The sequence below is a fragment of the Burkholderia sp. PvR073 genome, assembly GCF_054055695.1.
The window spans coordinates 38,707-52,779 of the sequence record NZ_JBSRXO010000015.1 but is presented as its reverse complement, the minus strand read 5'-3'; the positions used below and the strand labels follow the sequence as shown (position 1 = coordinate 52,779).

The 14,073-nt window shown below is 67.6% G+C and carries 12 protein-coding genes; 11 read left to right on the top strand and 1 reads right to left on the bottom strand.

Features of this window, described 5'->3' with window-relative positions; all coding sequences use genetic code 11:
• Positions 1-22 precede the first annotated feature (22 nt).
• From ACVK00_RS30890 to ACVK00_RS30850, 9 genes are all read left to right on the top strand, one after another.
• On the top strand, positions 23-1,144 hold the full coding sequence (locus ACVK00_RS30890; protein ID WP_284901142.1) for a polyamine ABC transporter substrate-binding protein: 1,122 nt from the start codon (positions 23-25) through the stop codon (positions 1,142-1,144).
• A gap of 11 nt (positions 1,145-1,155) precedes the next feature.
• Entirely contained in the window at positions 1,156-2,301 is a 1,146-nt protein-coding gene (locus ACVK00_RS30885; protein WP_350227453.1) for an ABC transporter ATP-binding protein, read from the top strand.
• A 10-nt stretch (positions 2,302-2,311) separates the two neighbouring features.
• Positions 2,312-3,295 carry an ABC transporter permease subunit gene (locus tag ACVK00_RS30880; protein WP_284901241.1) on the top strand — a complete coding sequence of 328 codons (984 nt, stop codon included), beginning with the start codon at positions 2,312-2,314 and terminating at the stop codon, positions 3,293-3,295.
• Positions 3,292-4,224: an ABC transporter permease subunit gene (locus ACVK00_RS30875; protein ID WP_284901168.1), complete on the top strand. Its 933-nt coding sequence runs from the start codon at positions 3,292-3,294 to the stop codon at positions 4,222-4,224. The genes ACVK00_RS30880 and ACVK00_RS30875 overlap by 4 nt, the downstream gene beginning before the upstream one ends.
• 21 nt (positions 4,225-4,245) lie before the next feature.
• Positions 4,246-5,820, top strand: coding sequence for a DUF3138 family protein (locus tag ACVK00_RS30870; RefSeq protein WP_284901170.1), 1,575 nt, complete (start codon positions 4,246-4,248; stop codon positions 5,818-5,820).
• Positions 5,821-5,846: 26 nt separating this feature from the next.
• The gene (locus ACVK00_RS30865; RefSeq protein ID WP_284901172.1) at positions 5,847-7,139 is read left to right on the top strand and encodes an NAD(P)/FAD-dependent oxidoreductase; all 1,293 of its coding nucleotides are present in this window, start codon (positions 5,847-5,849) and stop codon (positions 7,137-7,139) included.
• A 75-nt stretch (positions 7,140-7,214) separates the two neighbouring features.
• The gene (locus tag ACVK00_RS30860; RefSeq protein WP_284901174.1) at positions 7,215-7,595 is read left to right on the top strand and encodes a cupin domain-containing protein; all 381 of its coding nucleotides are present in this window, start codon (positions 7,215-7,217) and stop codon (positions 7,593-7,595) included.
• 46 nt (positions 7,596-7,641) lie between these two features.
• Positions 7,642-9,057 (top strand): amidase family protein, encoded by a 1,416-nt coding sequence (locus ACVK00_RS30855; RefSeq protein WP_284901175.1) that lies wholly within the window; start codon positions 7,642-7,644, stop codon positions 9,055-9,057.
• 30 nt (positions 9,058-9,087) lie between these two features.
• Entirely contained in the window at positions 9,088-10,578 is a 1,491-nt protein-coding gene (locus tag ACVK00_RS30850; RefSeq protein ID WP_284901177.1) for an aldehyde dehydrogenase, read from the top strand.
• Between the two features lie 42 nt (positions 10,579-10,620).
• Here ACVK00_RS30850 and ACVK00_RS30845 read toward each other — a convergent pair whose 3' ends face one another.
• Entirely contained in the window at positions 10,621-12,474 is a 1,854-nt protein-coding gene (locus ACVK00_RS30845; protein ID WP_354123372.1) for an ABC transporter ATP-binding protein, read from the bottom strand.
• Between the two features lie 27 nt (positions 12,475-12,501).
• On the opposite strand from ACVK00_RS30845, the gene ACVK00_RS30840 reads away from it, so the two are divergent.
• Entirely contained in the window at positions 12,502-12,630 is a 129-nt protein-coding gene (locus ACVK00_RS30840) for a hypothetical protein (protein ID WP_284901180.1), read from the top strand.
• A gap of 155 nt (positions 12,631-12,785) precedes the next feature.
• A complete protein-coding gene (locus tag ACVK00_RS30835; RefSeq protein ID WP_228910956.1) occupies positions 12,786-14,024 on the top strand; it encodes a MalY/PatB family protein in 1,239 nt (412 codons plus the stop codon).
• The last annotated feature ends 49 nt before the right edge of the window (positions 14,025-14,073 follow it).

The window sequence follows — 14,073 nt, the reverse complement described above, 5'->3', positions numbered from 1 at the left end:
ACCCATCACAAGGAGAATCCCCATGCGTATCCGTTCCCGTCGTCGCGCGGCCCTGTGCACCGCGCTCGTCACGTCCGCGGGGCTGGCCCTCGCGACCTGCCTGCCTGCCCATGCGGGCGATGCCAACCTGAACGTGTACAACTGGTCCCAGTACATCGCGAACGACACGGTGCCCAACTTCGAGAAGCAGACGGGCATCAAGGTGCGCTACGACAGCTACGACAGCGACGACACGTTGCAGACCAAGCTGCTCGCAGGCAGCTCGGGCTACGACATCGTCGTGCCGACGTCGAACTATCTCGCCCAGCAGATCCAGGCCGGCGTGTACCAGAAGCTCGACAAGTCGAAGCTGCCGAATCTCGCGAATCTCGATCCGGTGCTGATGAAGATGATCGCGAAGGCCGATCCGGGCAATCAGTACGGTGTGCCGTGGGCCTGGGGCACGACGGGCATCGGCTACAACGTTGACGCAGTGAAAAAGCGGCTCGGCGAGAACGCGCCCACCGACAGCTGGGCACTGCTGTTCGATCCCGCGAACGCGGCGAAGCTCAAAGGCTGCGGCATCTCGCTGCTCGATGCGCCGGACGCCGCGTTCGCGGCCGCGCTGCAGTACCTGGGCAAGGATCCGGAGAGCAAGAATCCGGCCGACTACCAGGCCGCCTACGACGTGCTGAAGAAGATCCGCCCGTACGTGACGCAGTTCAGCTCGGCCGGCTATGCGGACGATCTCGCGAACAACGACGTGTGCGTCGTGCTCGGCTGGTCCGGCGACGTCAGCGTCGCGCGACGGCGCACGCTCGACGCGAAGCGTCCGTACGAAATCCGCTACGTGAATCCGAAGGAAGGCGGCTTGCTGTGGTTCGACGTGATGGCGATTCCGAAGGACGCACCGCACCCGGAAGCGGCGCTGAAGTGGATCAACTACATCGAGGAGCCGAAGACCAACGCGGCGATCACGAACGAGATCTTCTATCCGAGCGCGAACAAGGCCGCGAAATCGTTCGTGACGCCGGCGATCGCGCAGGATTCGGGCATCTACCTGCTGGACGGCACGCTCGCGAAGACGTTGCTCGCGATGCCGCGCAGCGCCGACATCGCACGGATGCAGAACCGGTTGTGGCTGCAACTGAAGTCGGGCGGTTGAGGGCGACGATCATGGACTCCATCGCATACGCCCGGCCGGCCGCCGCCGGCCATCGCAGCCGGCCCGCGCACGACGCGTTCGTGCGCATCGAAAACGTCGTGAAGAAGTTCGGCGACAGCACCGCCGTCGACAACGTGAACCTGACGATCGCGAAGAATGAGCTGTTCGCGCTGCTCGGCAGCTCGGGCTGCGGCAAGTCGACACTGTTGCGCATGCTCGCCGGGCTGGAGACGGCCACCTCCGGCAAGATCCTCGTCGACGGTGAAGACCTCGCGTCGCTGCCGCCGTACCGCCGCCCGGTGAACATGATGTTTCAGTCATACGCGCTGTTCCCGCACATGTCGGTCGAGTCGAACGTCGCGTTCGGGCTGAAGCAGGAAGGCACGCCGAAGAACGAGATCAAGGAACGCGTGGCCGACGCGCTCGCGCTCGTGCAGATGAGCAAGTACGCGAAGCGCAAGCCGCACCAGCTGTCCGGCGGCCAGCAGCAGCGCGTCGCGCTGGCCCGCTCGCTCGTCAAGCGCCCGAAGCTGCTGCTGCTCGACGAGCCGATGTCCGCGCTCGACAAGAAGATCCGCCAGAAGACCCAGCTCGAACTCGTGAACATCATCGAGAAGGTCGACGTGACCTGCGTGATGGTCACGCACGACCAGGAAGAGGCGATGACGATGGCGAGCCGCCTCGCGGTGATGAGCGAAGGCAAGATCGTGCAGATCGGCACGCCCGGCGAAGTGTACGAATACCCGAACAGCCGCTTCTCGGCCGAATTCATCGGCTCGACGAACCTGTTCGAAGGGCGCGTGGTCGAGGACGAGCCCGATCACATCTTCGTCGAGAGCGACGACCTCGAAGCGCGCATGGTTGTGAGCCACGGCGTGACCGGCCCGCTGGGGATGCCCGTCGGCATCTCGGTGCGGCCCGAGCGCGTGCACGTCTCGCGTGACAAACCCGGCTCGCATCACAACTGGGCGCGCGGCGTCGTGACCGACATCGCGTACATGGGCAGCTACTCGCTGTACCACGTGCGTTTGCCGAGCGGCAAGACGGTCGTGTCGAACCTGTCGAGCTCGCACCTGCTGCACGACGGCGCGCCGTCGTGGAACGACGACGTGTTCGTGTCGTGGTCGCCGGCCAGCGGCGTCGTGCTGACGCAGTGAGGACGACATGATGAGAACCTCCGCTTCCACTCCGTCCGCGCCGGTTTCCGCCGGTGCAGCCGCCGCGACACCGGCTTCGAAGCACCGCGGCCGTTTCGCCGCGCTGTCGCGCTTCCTGCCGTCGGGCCGCAACGTCGCGATCGGCGTGCCGTTCCTGTGGCTCACGATCTTCTTCGCGCTCCCGTTCGTGCTGGTGATGAAGATCAGCTTCGCCGACCAGATGCTCGGCATTCCGCCGTATACCGCGCTCGCACGGCTGGAAGCCGGCACGGTCCAGCTCGTGTTGTCGCTGAAGCATTACGCGTTGCTGCTGCAGGACGACCTGTATCTGAAAACCTACGTCAGTTCACTGAAGATGGCCGCCGCGTCGACGCTGATGTGCCTGCTCGCCGGCTATCCGATCGCGTACTGCATCGCCCGCGCGGCGCCCGCACGCCGCAACCTGCTGATGATGGCCGTGATGCTGCCGTTCTGGACGTCGTTCCTGATTCGCGTCTATGCGTGGGTCGGGATCATGAAGGACGACGGCCTGCTGAATCGCGCGCTGGTGGCGCTCGGCGTGATCGCTGCGCCGCTGCGCCTCTATCACACGGACGCGGGCGTCTACGTCGGGATGGTCTATTCGTACCTGCCGTTCATGGTGATGCCGCTCTATGCGCATCTCGTGAAGCTGGACCTCACGCTGCTCGAGGCCGCGCACGATCTCGGCGCGACGCCGTGGTCCGCGTTCTGGCGCATCACGCTGCCGCTGTCGCGCAACGGGATCGTCGCGGGCAGCCTGCTCGTGTTCATCCCGGCCGTCGGCGAATACGTGATCCCGGAACTGCTCGGCGGCGCGAACACGCTGATGCTCGGCCGCGTCATGTGGGACGAGTTCTTCAACAACATGGACTGGCCGATGGCGTCCGCGGTGACGGTGACGATGGTGGCGCTGCTGCTCGTGCCGATGGCGCTGCTCCATTACAGCCAGGCCGAAGCGGAGGGGCGCTCATGACCCGCGCGAATCGCCTGTTGTCCGCCTGCGTGCTGGGCGTGGGCTTCCTGTTCCTGTACGTGCCGATCGCGAGCCTCGTCGTCTATTCGTTCAACGCGTCGAAGCTCGTGACGGTGTGGTCCGGCTTCTCGTTTCGCTGGTACGGCGCGCTGCTGCACGACGACGAGCTGCTGACGGCCGCGTGGCTGTCGCTGAAGATCGCGGTGCTGACGGCGACCGCGTCGGTCGCGATCGGCACCTGGGCCGGCTTCGTGCTGGCCCGCATGGGGCGCTTTCGCGGCTTCACGCTCTATGCGGCAATGATCAACGCACCGCTGGTGATTCCCGAAGTGATCCAGGGCATCTCGCTGCTGCTGCTGTTCGTCGCGATGCAGCAGACCTTCGGCTGGCCCGCCGGGCGCGGCTGGCTGACGATCTGGATCGGCCACGTGATGCTGTGCCTGTCGTTCGTCGCGGTGATCGTGCAGTCGCGCGTGAAGGAGCTCGATCGCTCGATCGAGGAAGCCGCGCTCGACCTCGGTGCCCGGCCGCTGAAAGTGTTCTTCGTGATCACGCTGCCGCTGATTGCGCAGGCGCTGGTGTCCGGCTGGCTGCTCGCGTTCACCGTGTCGATCGACGACGTCATTCTTTCCGCCTTCCTGTCGGGCCCCGGTTCGACGACGCTGCCGCTCGTCGTGTTCTCGCGCGTGCGGCTCGGATTGAACCCGGAGATGAACGCGCTCGCGACGGTGTTCATCACGGTCGTGACGATCGGCGTCGTCGTCGTGAACCGCTCGATGCTGGCCCGCGAGCGACGGCAAGCCCGCGACGTCCGTGCGTGGCACGCGGCCTGCGCGCCGGACGCACCGTCTGCACCGGCGGTGTCGCCGCCCGCTCGCGCGTCGACCGTGCACGCGCGCCGCGACCCCGCACCGCATCCCGTGAAGTGAAGAACGACAAGGAGACGTTGGATGAAAAAGAAGATGCTGTGCGCGCTGATTGCCGGTGCGTTGCCGGGGTTGGCCGTCGCGAGTTCGAGCGCCGAGCAGATCAGGGTGCTGCAACAGCAGCTCGCCGTGCTGCAGCGGCAGATGAGCGCGCTGCAATCGCAACTCGCCGCGAAACCGGCGGCCGCGCCGCCTTCGTTGGCTTCGTCGGCTGCGGCGACGAGTACGCCCGTGGCCGACCCGTCGGCATCCGGCTACGGGCACGCGCCCGCGGTGCTGACCAACGACGACGTGACCGAGCTCCGTCAACAGGTCGCGAACCAGCAACTGAAGGTCGACTCGCTCACCGACGCCGCGCGCACCGGCCCGATCGCCGGGTTATCGGTGACCGGCTACCTCGATCCGACCTACGTGTACAACCGGGGCGCCGGCACGTCGTCGTTCCAGTTCGCGAACCACGAGAGCGCGTACACGTACTACAACAGCACGTTCGGCGACGTATTCCTCGACATCAAGAAGACGTTCGGCGTCGGGCCGAGCGCGCCGTCCGCCGAAATCACGCTGATGCCGAACCGCGGCGCCGGCCTGTCGATGATGACGGGCAGCGGCGCGAGCGGTCTCGACATCGTGAACACGGCCGTCGTCACGGTGCCGCTGTCGGGCACGACCGCGTTCATCGGCGGGCTGGTGCTCGGCTTCGGCGGCTACGAGTACCAGCAGTCGAACCAGATGCTGACGCTCACGCACAACCTGCTGTACGACTTCTCGGATCCGGGTTCGTCGATCGGCGCGGGCATCAACTACCTGAGCCCGAGCGGGCAGTGGGCGTGGAAGTTCTTCGTCGGCAACGAGCAGTTCCGCAGTGCGGGCGCGGTCACGCAGACCGGCGTGAACGCACTAGGCGATCCGATCACGACGAGCAACAAGGTGCCGACCTTCACCGCACGCGTCGACTACATGCGCGGCAGCGCGCTCGATATCGGCGGGTCGATCAACATCGGCCGCCAGACGCTGCCGAGTGCGATCGACCCGGCCACCGGCAACGTGCACTACGGCGTGGGCGGCAATGCGCCTGGCGCATACGGCACGTTCTTCTTCGCGGAAGCGGATGCGACCTACACGCTCGCCGATGCGCAGTACAACGCGGAGTTCGACTACGGCCAGCAGCAGCACGGCGCGTTCAACGGCGGCCTTGCGCAGTGGTTCGGGTTGTCGTTGCTCGCGCATCGCAAGTTCAACGTGCCGGTGGTCGGCCGCATGGGCGCGACGCTGCGCTATGACCTGCTCGTCAACCGCAGGAACGGCGGCGGCGGATCGTCGATCGGCCTGAACGGCAACGGGATGGATCCGTACAACGGCTTCGGCATCGACGCGGACTGCCTCGCGATGTCGAAGGCGAACGGCGGCGTCGGCTTCGAGTGCAAGGGCGCGACGCGGCAGGCGGCCGCATTCGACCTGCTGTTCTATCCGACCCAGCAAGTGACGGTCAAGGTCGAGTATCGGCACGACTGGGCGAGCAACAAGGTATTCCTGCGTCACGACGGGTCGTATGCAAAGTCGAACGACCTGCTCGCGACCCAACTCATCTACGCGTTCTGACGCGACGCCGTTAGCGATTGTCACTCATGCTCAAGTTCGAAAATCAGCAACATATTCAGTCGTACTATGCAGATACCGCCAACGACCGAACCCGCCATCCGTCGCTGGACGGCGCCGTGTCGGCCGACGTATGCGTGATCGGCGGCGGGCTCACCGGCCTGAGCGCGGCGCTCGATCTCGCGGAGCGCGGCCATTCGGTCGTGCTCGTCGAGGCATCGCGGATCGGCTGGGGCGCCAGCGGTCGCAACGGCGGTCAGTTGATCGCCGGGTACTCGTGCGACATCGATACGTTCTCGGCCTATCTGCCGGACGACGACGTGCGGCAGATATGGGCGATGGGGCTCGAATCGGTCGATCTCGTCCGGCAGCGGGTCGCGCGCCACGGCATCGATTGCGACCTGACCATCGGCTATCTGACGGCCGCGAACAAGCGGCGCCACATCGATGCGCTGCGCAAATGGCGCGACACCGCGGCGAGCCGCTTCGGCTATCGCGGCTACGACATCGTCGAACGTGCCGACATGCGGCGCTTCGTCGCTTCGGACCGCTACGTCGGCGGCCTGCGTCATGAAGGCAGCGGCCACCTGCATCCGCTGAACTACACGCTCGGCCTCGCACGCGCGGCGCGCGCGGCCGGCGTGGCGATCCACGAGGACACGCCGGCGCTCGCGCTCGAGCGCGCCGCGCCGTACCACCGCGTCAGGTGCGCGCGCGGCCACGTGGACGCCCGCTACGTCGTGCTGGCCGGCAATGCGTACCTCGGGCAGCTGGCGCCGGCGCTCGCACGCAAGATCATCCCGGTGGCGACCTACGTGATCGCGACGGAGCCGCTCGGCGACGCACGCGCGGCCGAAACGATGCCGGCCGACGCGGCGATCAGCGACTGCAATTCGGCGCTCGACTATTTCCGGCTGACGCGCGATCGCCGGTTGCTGTGGGGCGGCAAGGCGAGCAGCTCGACGCGCACCCCGCGCGATCTCGCGAAGGCGATGCGGCACGACATGCTGAAGACGTTTCCGCAGCTCGCCGACGTGCGGATCGACTACGCGTGGGGCGGCCTGATCGACGCGACGATGAATCGCGCGCCGCATTTCGGGCGGCTCGAGCCGACCGTGTATTTCGCGCAGGGCTTCTCCGGACACGGCGTGAACGTGACCGGTCTCGCGGGGCGGCTGATCGCGGAAGCGATCGACGCACAGGCTGCGCGTTTCGACCTGTTCGGCCGCATTCGCCATCGCGACTTTCCGGGCGGCCGCGCGCTGCGCACGCCGATGCTGGCGCTCGCGATGGCGTGGCACCGGACGATGGATCTGCTTTGACCCGTGCGGCGCGGCTTGCTCGACCGCACGGCAACGAATCGTTTTGAACCATTCACTCATGCGCTGGAGGCATTCATGACCCACGTCACCCATCTCGTCGACCTGATGCAGGCGCCGGCCCGGCTCACGCAAAGCCGCGTGCCGGCCGGGCTGCTGCTCGACGGCAATCCGATGCAGACACTGTCGCATCACTACATCAGCCCGTGCGGGCAGTTCAGTTGCGGAATCTGGGAATGCACGCCCGGACGCTGGACGATCGACTACGACGAGTCGGAGTACTGCGAGATGCTGAGCGGCGTCGCGATCGTGCGCGATGCGCACGGCGGCGAGCGCGTGCTGCGCGCCGGCGACCGCTTCGTGATTCCGCCGGGTTTTCGCGGCACGTGGGAGGTCGTCGAGACGTGCCGGAAGATCTACGCGTCGCATGCGCCGCAGGCCGAGCTGTCGCGTGCGTAGCGCGAGGCTGCATCCATTCGATCGAAACATCAACGAGGAGCATCCCATGACCCAGGAATTGTGGCGTCTGAGCGCGGCCGAGATGGCCGCGTACGTCGCGCGGCGCGACGTGTCGTCGACGGAACTCGTGCACAGCTGCCTGCAGCGGCTCGAGCAGGTGAACCCCGTCATCAACGCGATCGTCGACGTGCTGGCCGACAGCGCGTTGCAGGCGGCATCCGAAGCCGATGCCGCGATCGCGCGCGGCGCGCCGGTCGGCCCGCTGCACGGCGTGCCGGTGACGGTGAAGATCAACGTCGACACGGCCGGCCGCGCGACGACGAACGGGGTGCGTGCATTTGCCGGTCTGCTCGCGCAGGAAGACAGCCCGGTGACCGCGAACCTGCGCAACGCCGGTGCGATCGTGATCGGGCGCAGCAATGCGCCGGCGTTTTCGTATCGGTGGTTCACCGACAACGACCTGCACGGCCGCACGTCGAATCCGTGGAATCCGTCGCTGACGCCGGGCGGCTCCAGCGGCGGCGCGGCCGCCGCGGTCGCCGCCGGCATCGGCGCGATCGCGCACGGCAACGATCTCGGCGGTTCGATCCGCTACCCGGCCTACACATGCGGCGTCGCGGGGTTGCGGCCGAGCACCGGCCGCGTGCCGGCCTACAACCCGACGCAATCGAAGGACCGTACGCTCGCCGTGCAGCTCGCGTCCGTGCAAGGGCCGCTGGCGCGCACGATCGGCGACCTGCGCCTCGCGCTCGACGCGATGGCGGTGGGCGACGCGCGCGATGCGTGGTGGATGCCGGTCGCGCCGGCCGGTCGCGACGCGACGTTCCCGGTACGGGTTGCCGTGTGTCCGGCGCTGCCGGGCGTGCCCTCCGACCCGGTGGTCGCCGAAGCGGTCCGGCAGGCCGCGCGCTGGCTGGAAGAGGCGGGCTGCGTCGTCGAGGAAGCGCAACCGCCGCGGGTCGCCGAAGCGTGCGCGCTCTGGCTCGACCTCGTGACGAACGAAGCGCGCGGCGGGCTCGGCGACGTGATCATGCAGCACGGCGACGCGGCGATCCGGACCGCGTTCGCGAGCCAGCGCAGCCTCGCGTCGCCGCTCGATCTCGCCGGCTACATGAACGGCCTGGCGCGGCGGACCGCGCTGCTGCGCGACTGGCAGCAGTTCTTCACGCGTTACCCGCTGCTGCTGATGCCGGTGTCGTGTGCGCAGCCGTTCGCGATCGATGCCGATCAACACGGCGATGACGCGATGCGCCACATCGTCGCCATGCAGGGGCCGCTGCTGGCGACCGCGCTGCTCGGGCTGCCGGGGCTGTCGGTGCCGACCGGCGTGCGCGACGGCGTGCCGACGGGCGTGCAACTCGTCGCCGGGCGCTTCCAGGAGGCGCTGTGCCTCGCCGCCGGCGAGGCAATCGAGGCGCGCGCCGGCACGTTCACGCCGATCGATCCGGTGACCGGATCGTGATGACCGACCATTGACCGGAAAGGAACACCCATGAATCCATCCACATTCGAAGACTGGCAGGCCCGCGCGGCCGTGCTGCGGATCGAGGCGCGCGCGTTCATCGACGGCGACCTGCGCCACGCGCACAGCGGAGCGACCTTCGCGTGCGTGAGTCCGATCGACGGCCGCGTGCTCGCGCACGTGGCCGACTGCGGCGCCGACGACGTCGATGCGGCCGTGGCGGCCGCGCGCCGCGCGTTCGACGCGCAGGCGTGGGCCGGCATGAATCCGCGTGCCCGCAAGGCCGTGCTGCAGCGCTGGGCGGCGCTGATGCGCGAGCATCGCGACGAACTTGCGCTGCTCGAGACGCTCGACACCGGCAAGCCGATTGCCGACACCACGGCCATCGACGTGCCGGCCGCCGCGCATTGCGTCGACTGGTACGCCGAGGCGATCGACAAGGTCGGCGGCGAGGTCGTGCCGGCCGACCGTCATCTCGTCGGACTCGTCACGCGGGAGCCGATCGGCGTCGTCGCGGCGGTCGTGCCGTGGAATTTTCCGCTGTTGATGGCCGCGTGGAAATTCGCGCCGGCGCTCGCGGCCGGCAACAGCGTCGTGCTCAAGCCGTCCGAGAAGTCGCCGCTGACCGCGATCCGCGTCGCGCAGCTCGCCTGCGACGCCGGTGTGCCGCCCGGTGTGTTCAGCGTCGTGCCCGGCGGCGCCGAGCCGGGACGGCTGCTGGCGCTGCATCGCGACGTCGACTGCATCGCGTTCACCGGCTCGGCGCGCACCGGGCAGCAGATCATGGCGTGCGCCGCGCAATCGAACCTGAAGCGCGTGTGGCTCGAGCTGGGCGGCAAGTCGCCGAACCTCGTGCTGCCCGATTGCCCGGACCTCGATCGCGCCGCGCAGGCGGCGGCCGATGCGATCTTCTTCAACATGGGGGAAGTGTGCACGGCGGGTTCGCGCCTGCTCGTGCATCGCGACATCAAGGATGCGTTCGTCGACAGGCTGGTCGCCGCGTCGCGGCGCTTTGCACCGGGGCATCCGCTCGATCCCGCGGTGGCGATGGGCGCGATCGTCGATCGTGCGCAGCTCGAGCGCGTGATGCGCTACATCGGCATCGGACGGGAGGAAGGGCGCCTCGTGACGGGCGGTGCGCGCGTGCGCGAGGAGACGGGCGGGTTCTATGTCGAGCCGACCGTGTTCGAGGTCGACGCGCAGGCGACGATCGCGCGCGAGGAGATCTTCGGGCCGGTGCTGTCGGTGATCGCGTTCGACGACGTCGATACGGCCGTACGCATCGCCAACGATACCGAGTACGGGCTCGCGGCGGCCGTGTGGTCGGCCGACCTCGCGACGGCACACACGGTCGCGCGGCGCCTGCGTGCCGGCACCGTATGGGTCAACTGCTACGGCGACGGCGGCGACGACATGAACTTCCCGTTCGGCGGCTACAAGCAGTCGGGCAACGGTCGCGACAAGTCGCTGCACGCGCTCGACAAATACACCGAGCTCAAATCGACGATCGTGCGGTTGTGATGCGGGCGGGGGGCAGGCGGGCGGTCGCCTGCCCCTTGCGCATTACTGCGCCGCCCCTTCCGCTTCCGCCGTCTCGCCGAGGAACCCGCCGCTCTGGTGCGCCCACAGCGCCGCATAGATGCCGCCTGCCTGCAGCAGTTCGGCGTGCGTGCCTTCCTCGACGATGCGCCCTTCGTCGAGCACGATCAGCCGGTCCATCGCCGCGATCGTCGACAACCGGTGCGCGATCGCGATCACCGTCTTGCCGCTCATCAGGCTGTCGAGGCTGCGCTGGATCGCCACTTCGACTTCGGAGTCGAGCGCGCTGGTCGCTTCATCCAGCACGAGGATCGGCGCGTCCTTGAGCATCACGCGCGCGATCGCGACGCGCTGCCGCTGGCCGCCCGACAGCTTCACGCCGCGCTCGCCGACCTCGACGTCGTAGCCGCTGCGCCCGTGCCGGTCGCGCAGCAGGTCGATGAAGTCGGACGCCTCCGCGCGCACCGCTGCGTCGTGCATCTCGCGTTCGGTCGCGTCGGGGCGGCCGTACAGGATGTTCTCGCGCATCGTCCGGTGTAGCAGCGACGTATCCTGCGTGACCATCCCGATCGCGGCGCGCAGGCTGTCCTGCGTCACGTGCGCGATGTCCTGCCCGTCGATCCGGATCGTGCCGCCGTCCACGTCGTAAAAGCGTAGCAGCAGGTTCACGAGCGTCGACTTGCCGGCCCCCGAGCGGCCGATCAGGCCGATCCGCTCGCCCGGCCGGATCGTCAGGTTCAGCCCGTCGAACACCGGCGTGTCGTTGTCGTCGTGCGCGAAGCGCACGTTGTCGAACACGATGCCGCCGCGTTGCACGGCGAGCGCCTTCGCGTCCGGCGCATCGACCACGCTGCGCCGTTTCGTCAGCGTATTGATGCCGTCCTGGATCGTGCCGACGTTCTCGAACAGCTCGGTCATCTCCCACATGATCCAGTGCGAATAGCTCGACAGGCGCAGCGCCATCGCGATCACCGCCGCGACCACGCCCGCGCTCGCCTCGCCGTGCATCCACAGGTAGAGCGCGAGGCCGCTCGAGCCGACCAGCAGCAGCGTCGACAGCAGGTGGTTGACGACCTCGAATGCGCTGACGAGCCGCATCTGCGCGTCGCCGGTCGCCTTGAATGCCTCCATCGCGCGCCGCGCGTGATCGGCTTCCCGGCGCGTGTGCGAGAACAGCTTCACGGTCGTGATGTTGGAATAGGCGTCGGTGATGCGGCCGGTCATGAGCGCGCGCGCATCCGCCTGCTGGCTGCCGACGCGCCCGAGGCGCGGCACGAAGAACGCACAGGCGGCGCCATAGCCGAGCGCCCACAGCACGAGCGGAATCATCAGCCGCCAGTCGAAGCTGGCCGCGAGCGCGAGAATGCCGATCAGGTACGCGGCGACGCCGATCACGACGTCGACCGACATGAACAGCGCGTCGCGCACCGCGAGCGCGGTCTGCATGATCTTGGTCGTCACGCGGCCCGCGAATTCGTTCGCATAGAACGACAGGCTCTGGTCGAGCATCAGCCGGTGAAACAGCCAGCGCAGCCGCATCGGGAAGTTGATCGCGAGCACCTGGTGCTTGACCATCGTATGCAGCGCGATCAGCGGCGCGCTGCACGCGAGGATCGCCGCGAAGCCGGCGAGCGTGCCGACATGGCGGTCGCCGAAGTCGGCCGGCGTCGCGGCTGAAAGCCAGTCGACCACGCGCCCCATCATTGCGAACAGCGCGGCTTCGTACGCGGCGAGTGCGGCGGAGGTCAGCGCGATCAGCAGGATCCAGCCGCGCGCGCCTTTCGTGCATGCCCAGACGAACGAGAAGAACCCCTTCGGCGGCGTGGCGGGATCCTCGAGCGGGAATGTCGGCAAACGCCGTTCAAACCACGAAAACATTCAAACTTCTCCTCGATGCGGCGCGGGTTGGATGACCCGGCCGGTCATGCGGATTCGGTGAGCGGCGCGAATTTGCCGGTACGGCTCGTGGAGGCGATGGCGACGGTGGCCGCGTACAACGAGGTTTCCCGTTTCCTGATGGCGCTGGCGATCTGAAAAGCACGGCGCGGGGAGACCGTGCGGCCATCCATGAGCAGCGCTCACTGCATCATGAAAAGATACCATTGTTGCCCGGAAATTCGCGCTGCTACTCTAGTCGCCATACGAAGCCACGCCGTCGGCGGGCCGTCCTATCGCGAGTGAAATCGAGCATGCAGGCACATCTGGAATGGCCCGGTCGTGGTGCCGCGACCGGCAACGCGGCGTCGATCTTCGACGAAGTCGTCGAGCGCAGGCACGCCAATTCCCTGAAATGGGCGTTCGGCGAGCGGCTCCTCGCCGCCGACGAACACGCGGCCGATCCGTTGCCGATGTGGGTCGCGGACATGGATTTTCGCGCGCCGCAGCCCGTCATCGATGCGCTGCACGACGCGGTCGAATACGGCATTTTCGGTTATTCGTGCGGCGCGACCGACAGCTACGTACGCGCCGTCGTCGACTGGCAGGCAAAGCGGTTCGGATGGCACGTGGACCCGGAATGGGTGCTGCAGTCGAGCGGCGTCATCACGGCGCTGAAGACGGCCATCCAGGCGTTTTCCGCGCCGGGCGAGACCGTTCTGATCCAGCCGCCGGTCTATGCGCATTTCCACGACGACGTGCTGCTGAACGGGCGTCGGCTGGCGCTCGCGCCGCTCGAGCGTGCCGGAACGGCTTACCGTTTCAACGAGAAGACGTTCGAGGCCGCGATCCGCGACGACACGCGGCTGTTCATCCTGAGCAATCCGCACAATCCGACCGGCAACGTGTGGAGCGAAGGCGAACTGCGCGCGATGGGCGAAATCTGCGCGCGGCGCGGCGTGCTGGTGATCTCGGACGAGATTCACCAGGACCTGATCCTCAATCCGTCGAAGCGGCATGTGCCGTTCGCATCGCTCGGCGACGCGTTCGCACGCAACAGCATCACGTGCACGGCACCGAGCAAGACGTTCAACCTGCCGGGCCTGCAGAGCGCGAACCTGTTCGTGCCGGACCGCCGCGTGCGCGACGCGTTGCGGCGGCAGTTCGACCGGAACATGTATCAGTCGGTGAACACGCTCGGCATGGTCGCGGCGGAGGCCGCCTATACGCACGGCGAACCCTGGCTCGACGCGCTGTTGCCGTACCTTCGCGACAACCACGCCCATTTCCGCAATGCGATCCACGGGATGACGTCGAGGATCGAAGTCCTTCCCGCGGACTCGCTCTACCTGTCCTGGATGGATTGTCGCGGGCTCGGCATGGACGCCGACGTGCTCAACCGGTTCATGCTGATCAAGGCCCGGATCTGGCTGGACAAGGGACAGAAGTTCGGCCTCGACGGGCACGGCTACATGCGTGCGAACCTCGGGTGCCCGCGCGCCGTGATCGACGACGCGATCGATCGCCTCGCCAACGCGCTGGCCGCGCTTTGAACCGCGTCGCATGCGGCGGCGCCGACGGGAACGTCCGCAACAGCGGCTG

Excerpts from the sequence above, each read along its gene's own strand:
- ACVK00_RS30890 (WP_284901142.1), top strand. The coding sequence starts at position 23 with ATGCGTATCCGTTCCCGTCGTCGCGCGGCCCTGTGCACCGCGCTCGTC.
- ACVK00_RS30885 (WP_350227453.1), top strand. The coding sequence starts at position 1,156 with ATGGACTCCATCGCATACGCCCGGCCGGCCGCCGCCGGCCATCGCAGC.
- ACVK00_RS30880 (WP_284901241.1), top strand. The coding sequence starts at position 2,312 with ATGAGAACCTCCGCTTCCACTCCGTCCGCGCCGGTTTCCGCCGGTGCA.
- ACVK00_RS30875 (WP_284901168.1), top strand. The coding sequence starts at position 3,292 with ATGACCCGCGCGAATCGCCTGTTGTCCGCCTGCGTGCTGGGCGTGGGC.
- ACVK00_RS30870 (WP_284901170.1), top strand. The coding sequence starts at position 4,246 with ATGAAAAAGAAGATGCTGTGCGCGCTGATTGCCGGTGCGTTGCCGGGG.
- ACVK00_RS30865 (WP_284901172.1), top strand. The coding sequence starts at position 5,847 with ATGCTCAAGTTCGAAAATCAGCAACATATTCAGTCGTACTATGCAGAT.
- ACVK00_RS30860 (WP_284901174.1), top strand. The coding sequence starts at position 7,215 with ATGACCCACGTCACCCATCTCGTCGACCTGATGCAGGCGCCGGCCCGG.
- ACVK00_RS30855 (WP_284901175.1), top strand. The coding sequence starts at position 7,642 with ATGACCCAGGAATTGTGGCGTCTGAGCGCGGCCGAGATGGCCGCGTAC.
- ACVK00_RS30850 (WP_284901177.1), top strand. The coding sequence starts at position 9,088 with ATGAATCCATCCACATTCGAAGACTGGCAGGCCCGCGCGGCCGTGCTG.
- ACVK00_RS30845 (WP_354123372.1), bottom strand. The coding sequence starts at position 12,474 with ATGTTTTCGTGGTTTGAACGGCGTTTGCCGACATTCCCGCTCGAGGAT.
- ACVK00_RS30835 (WP_228910956.1), top strand. The coding sequence starts at position 12,786 with ATGCAGGCACATCTGGAATGGCCCGGTCGTGGTGCCGCGACCGGCAAC.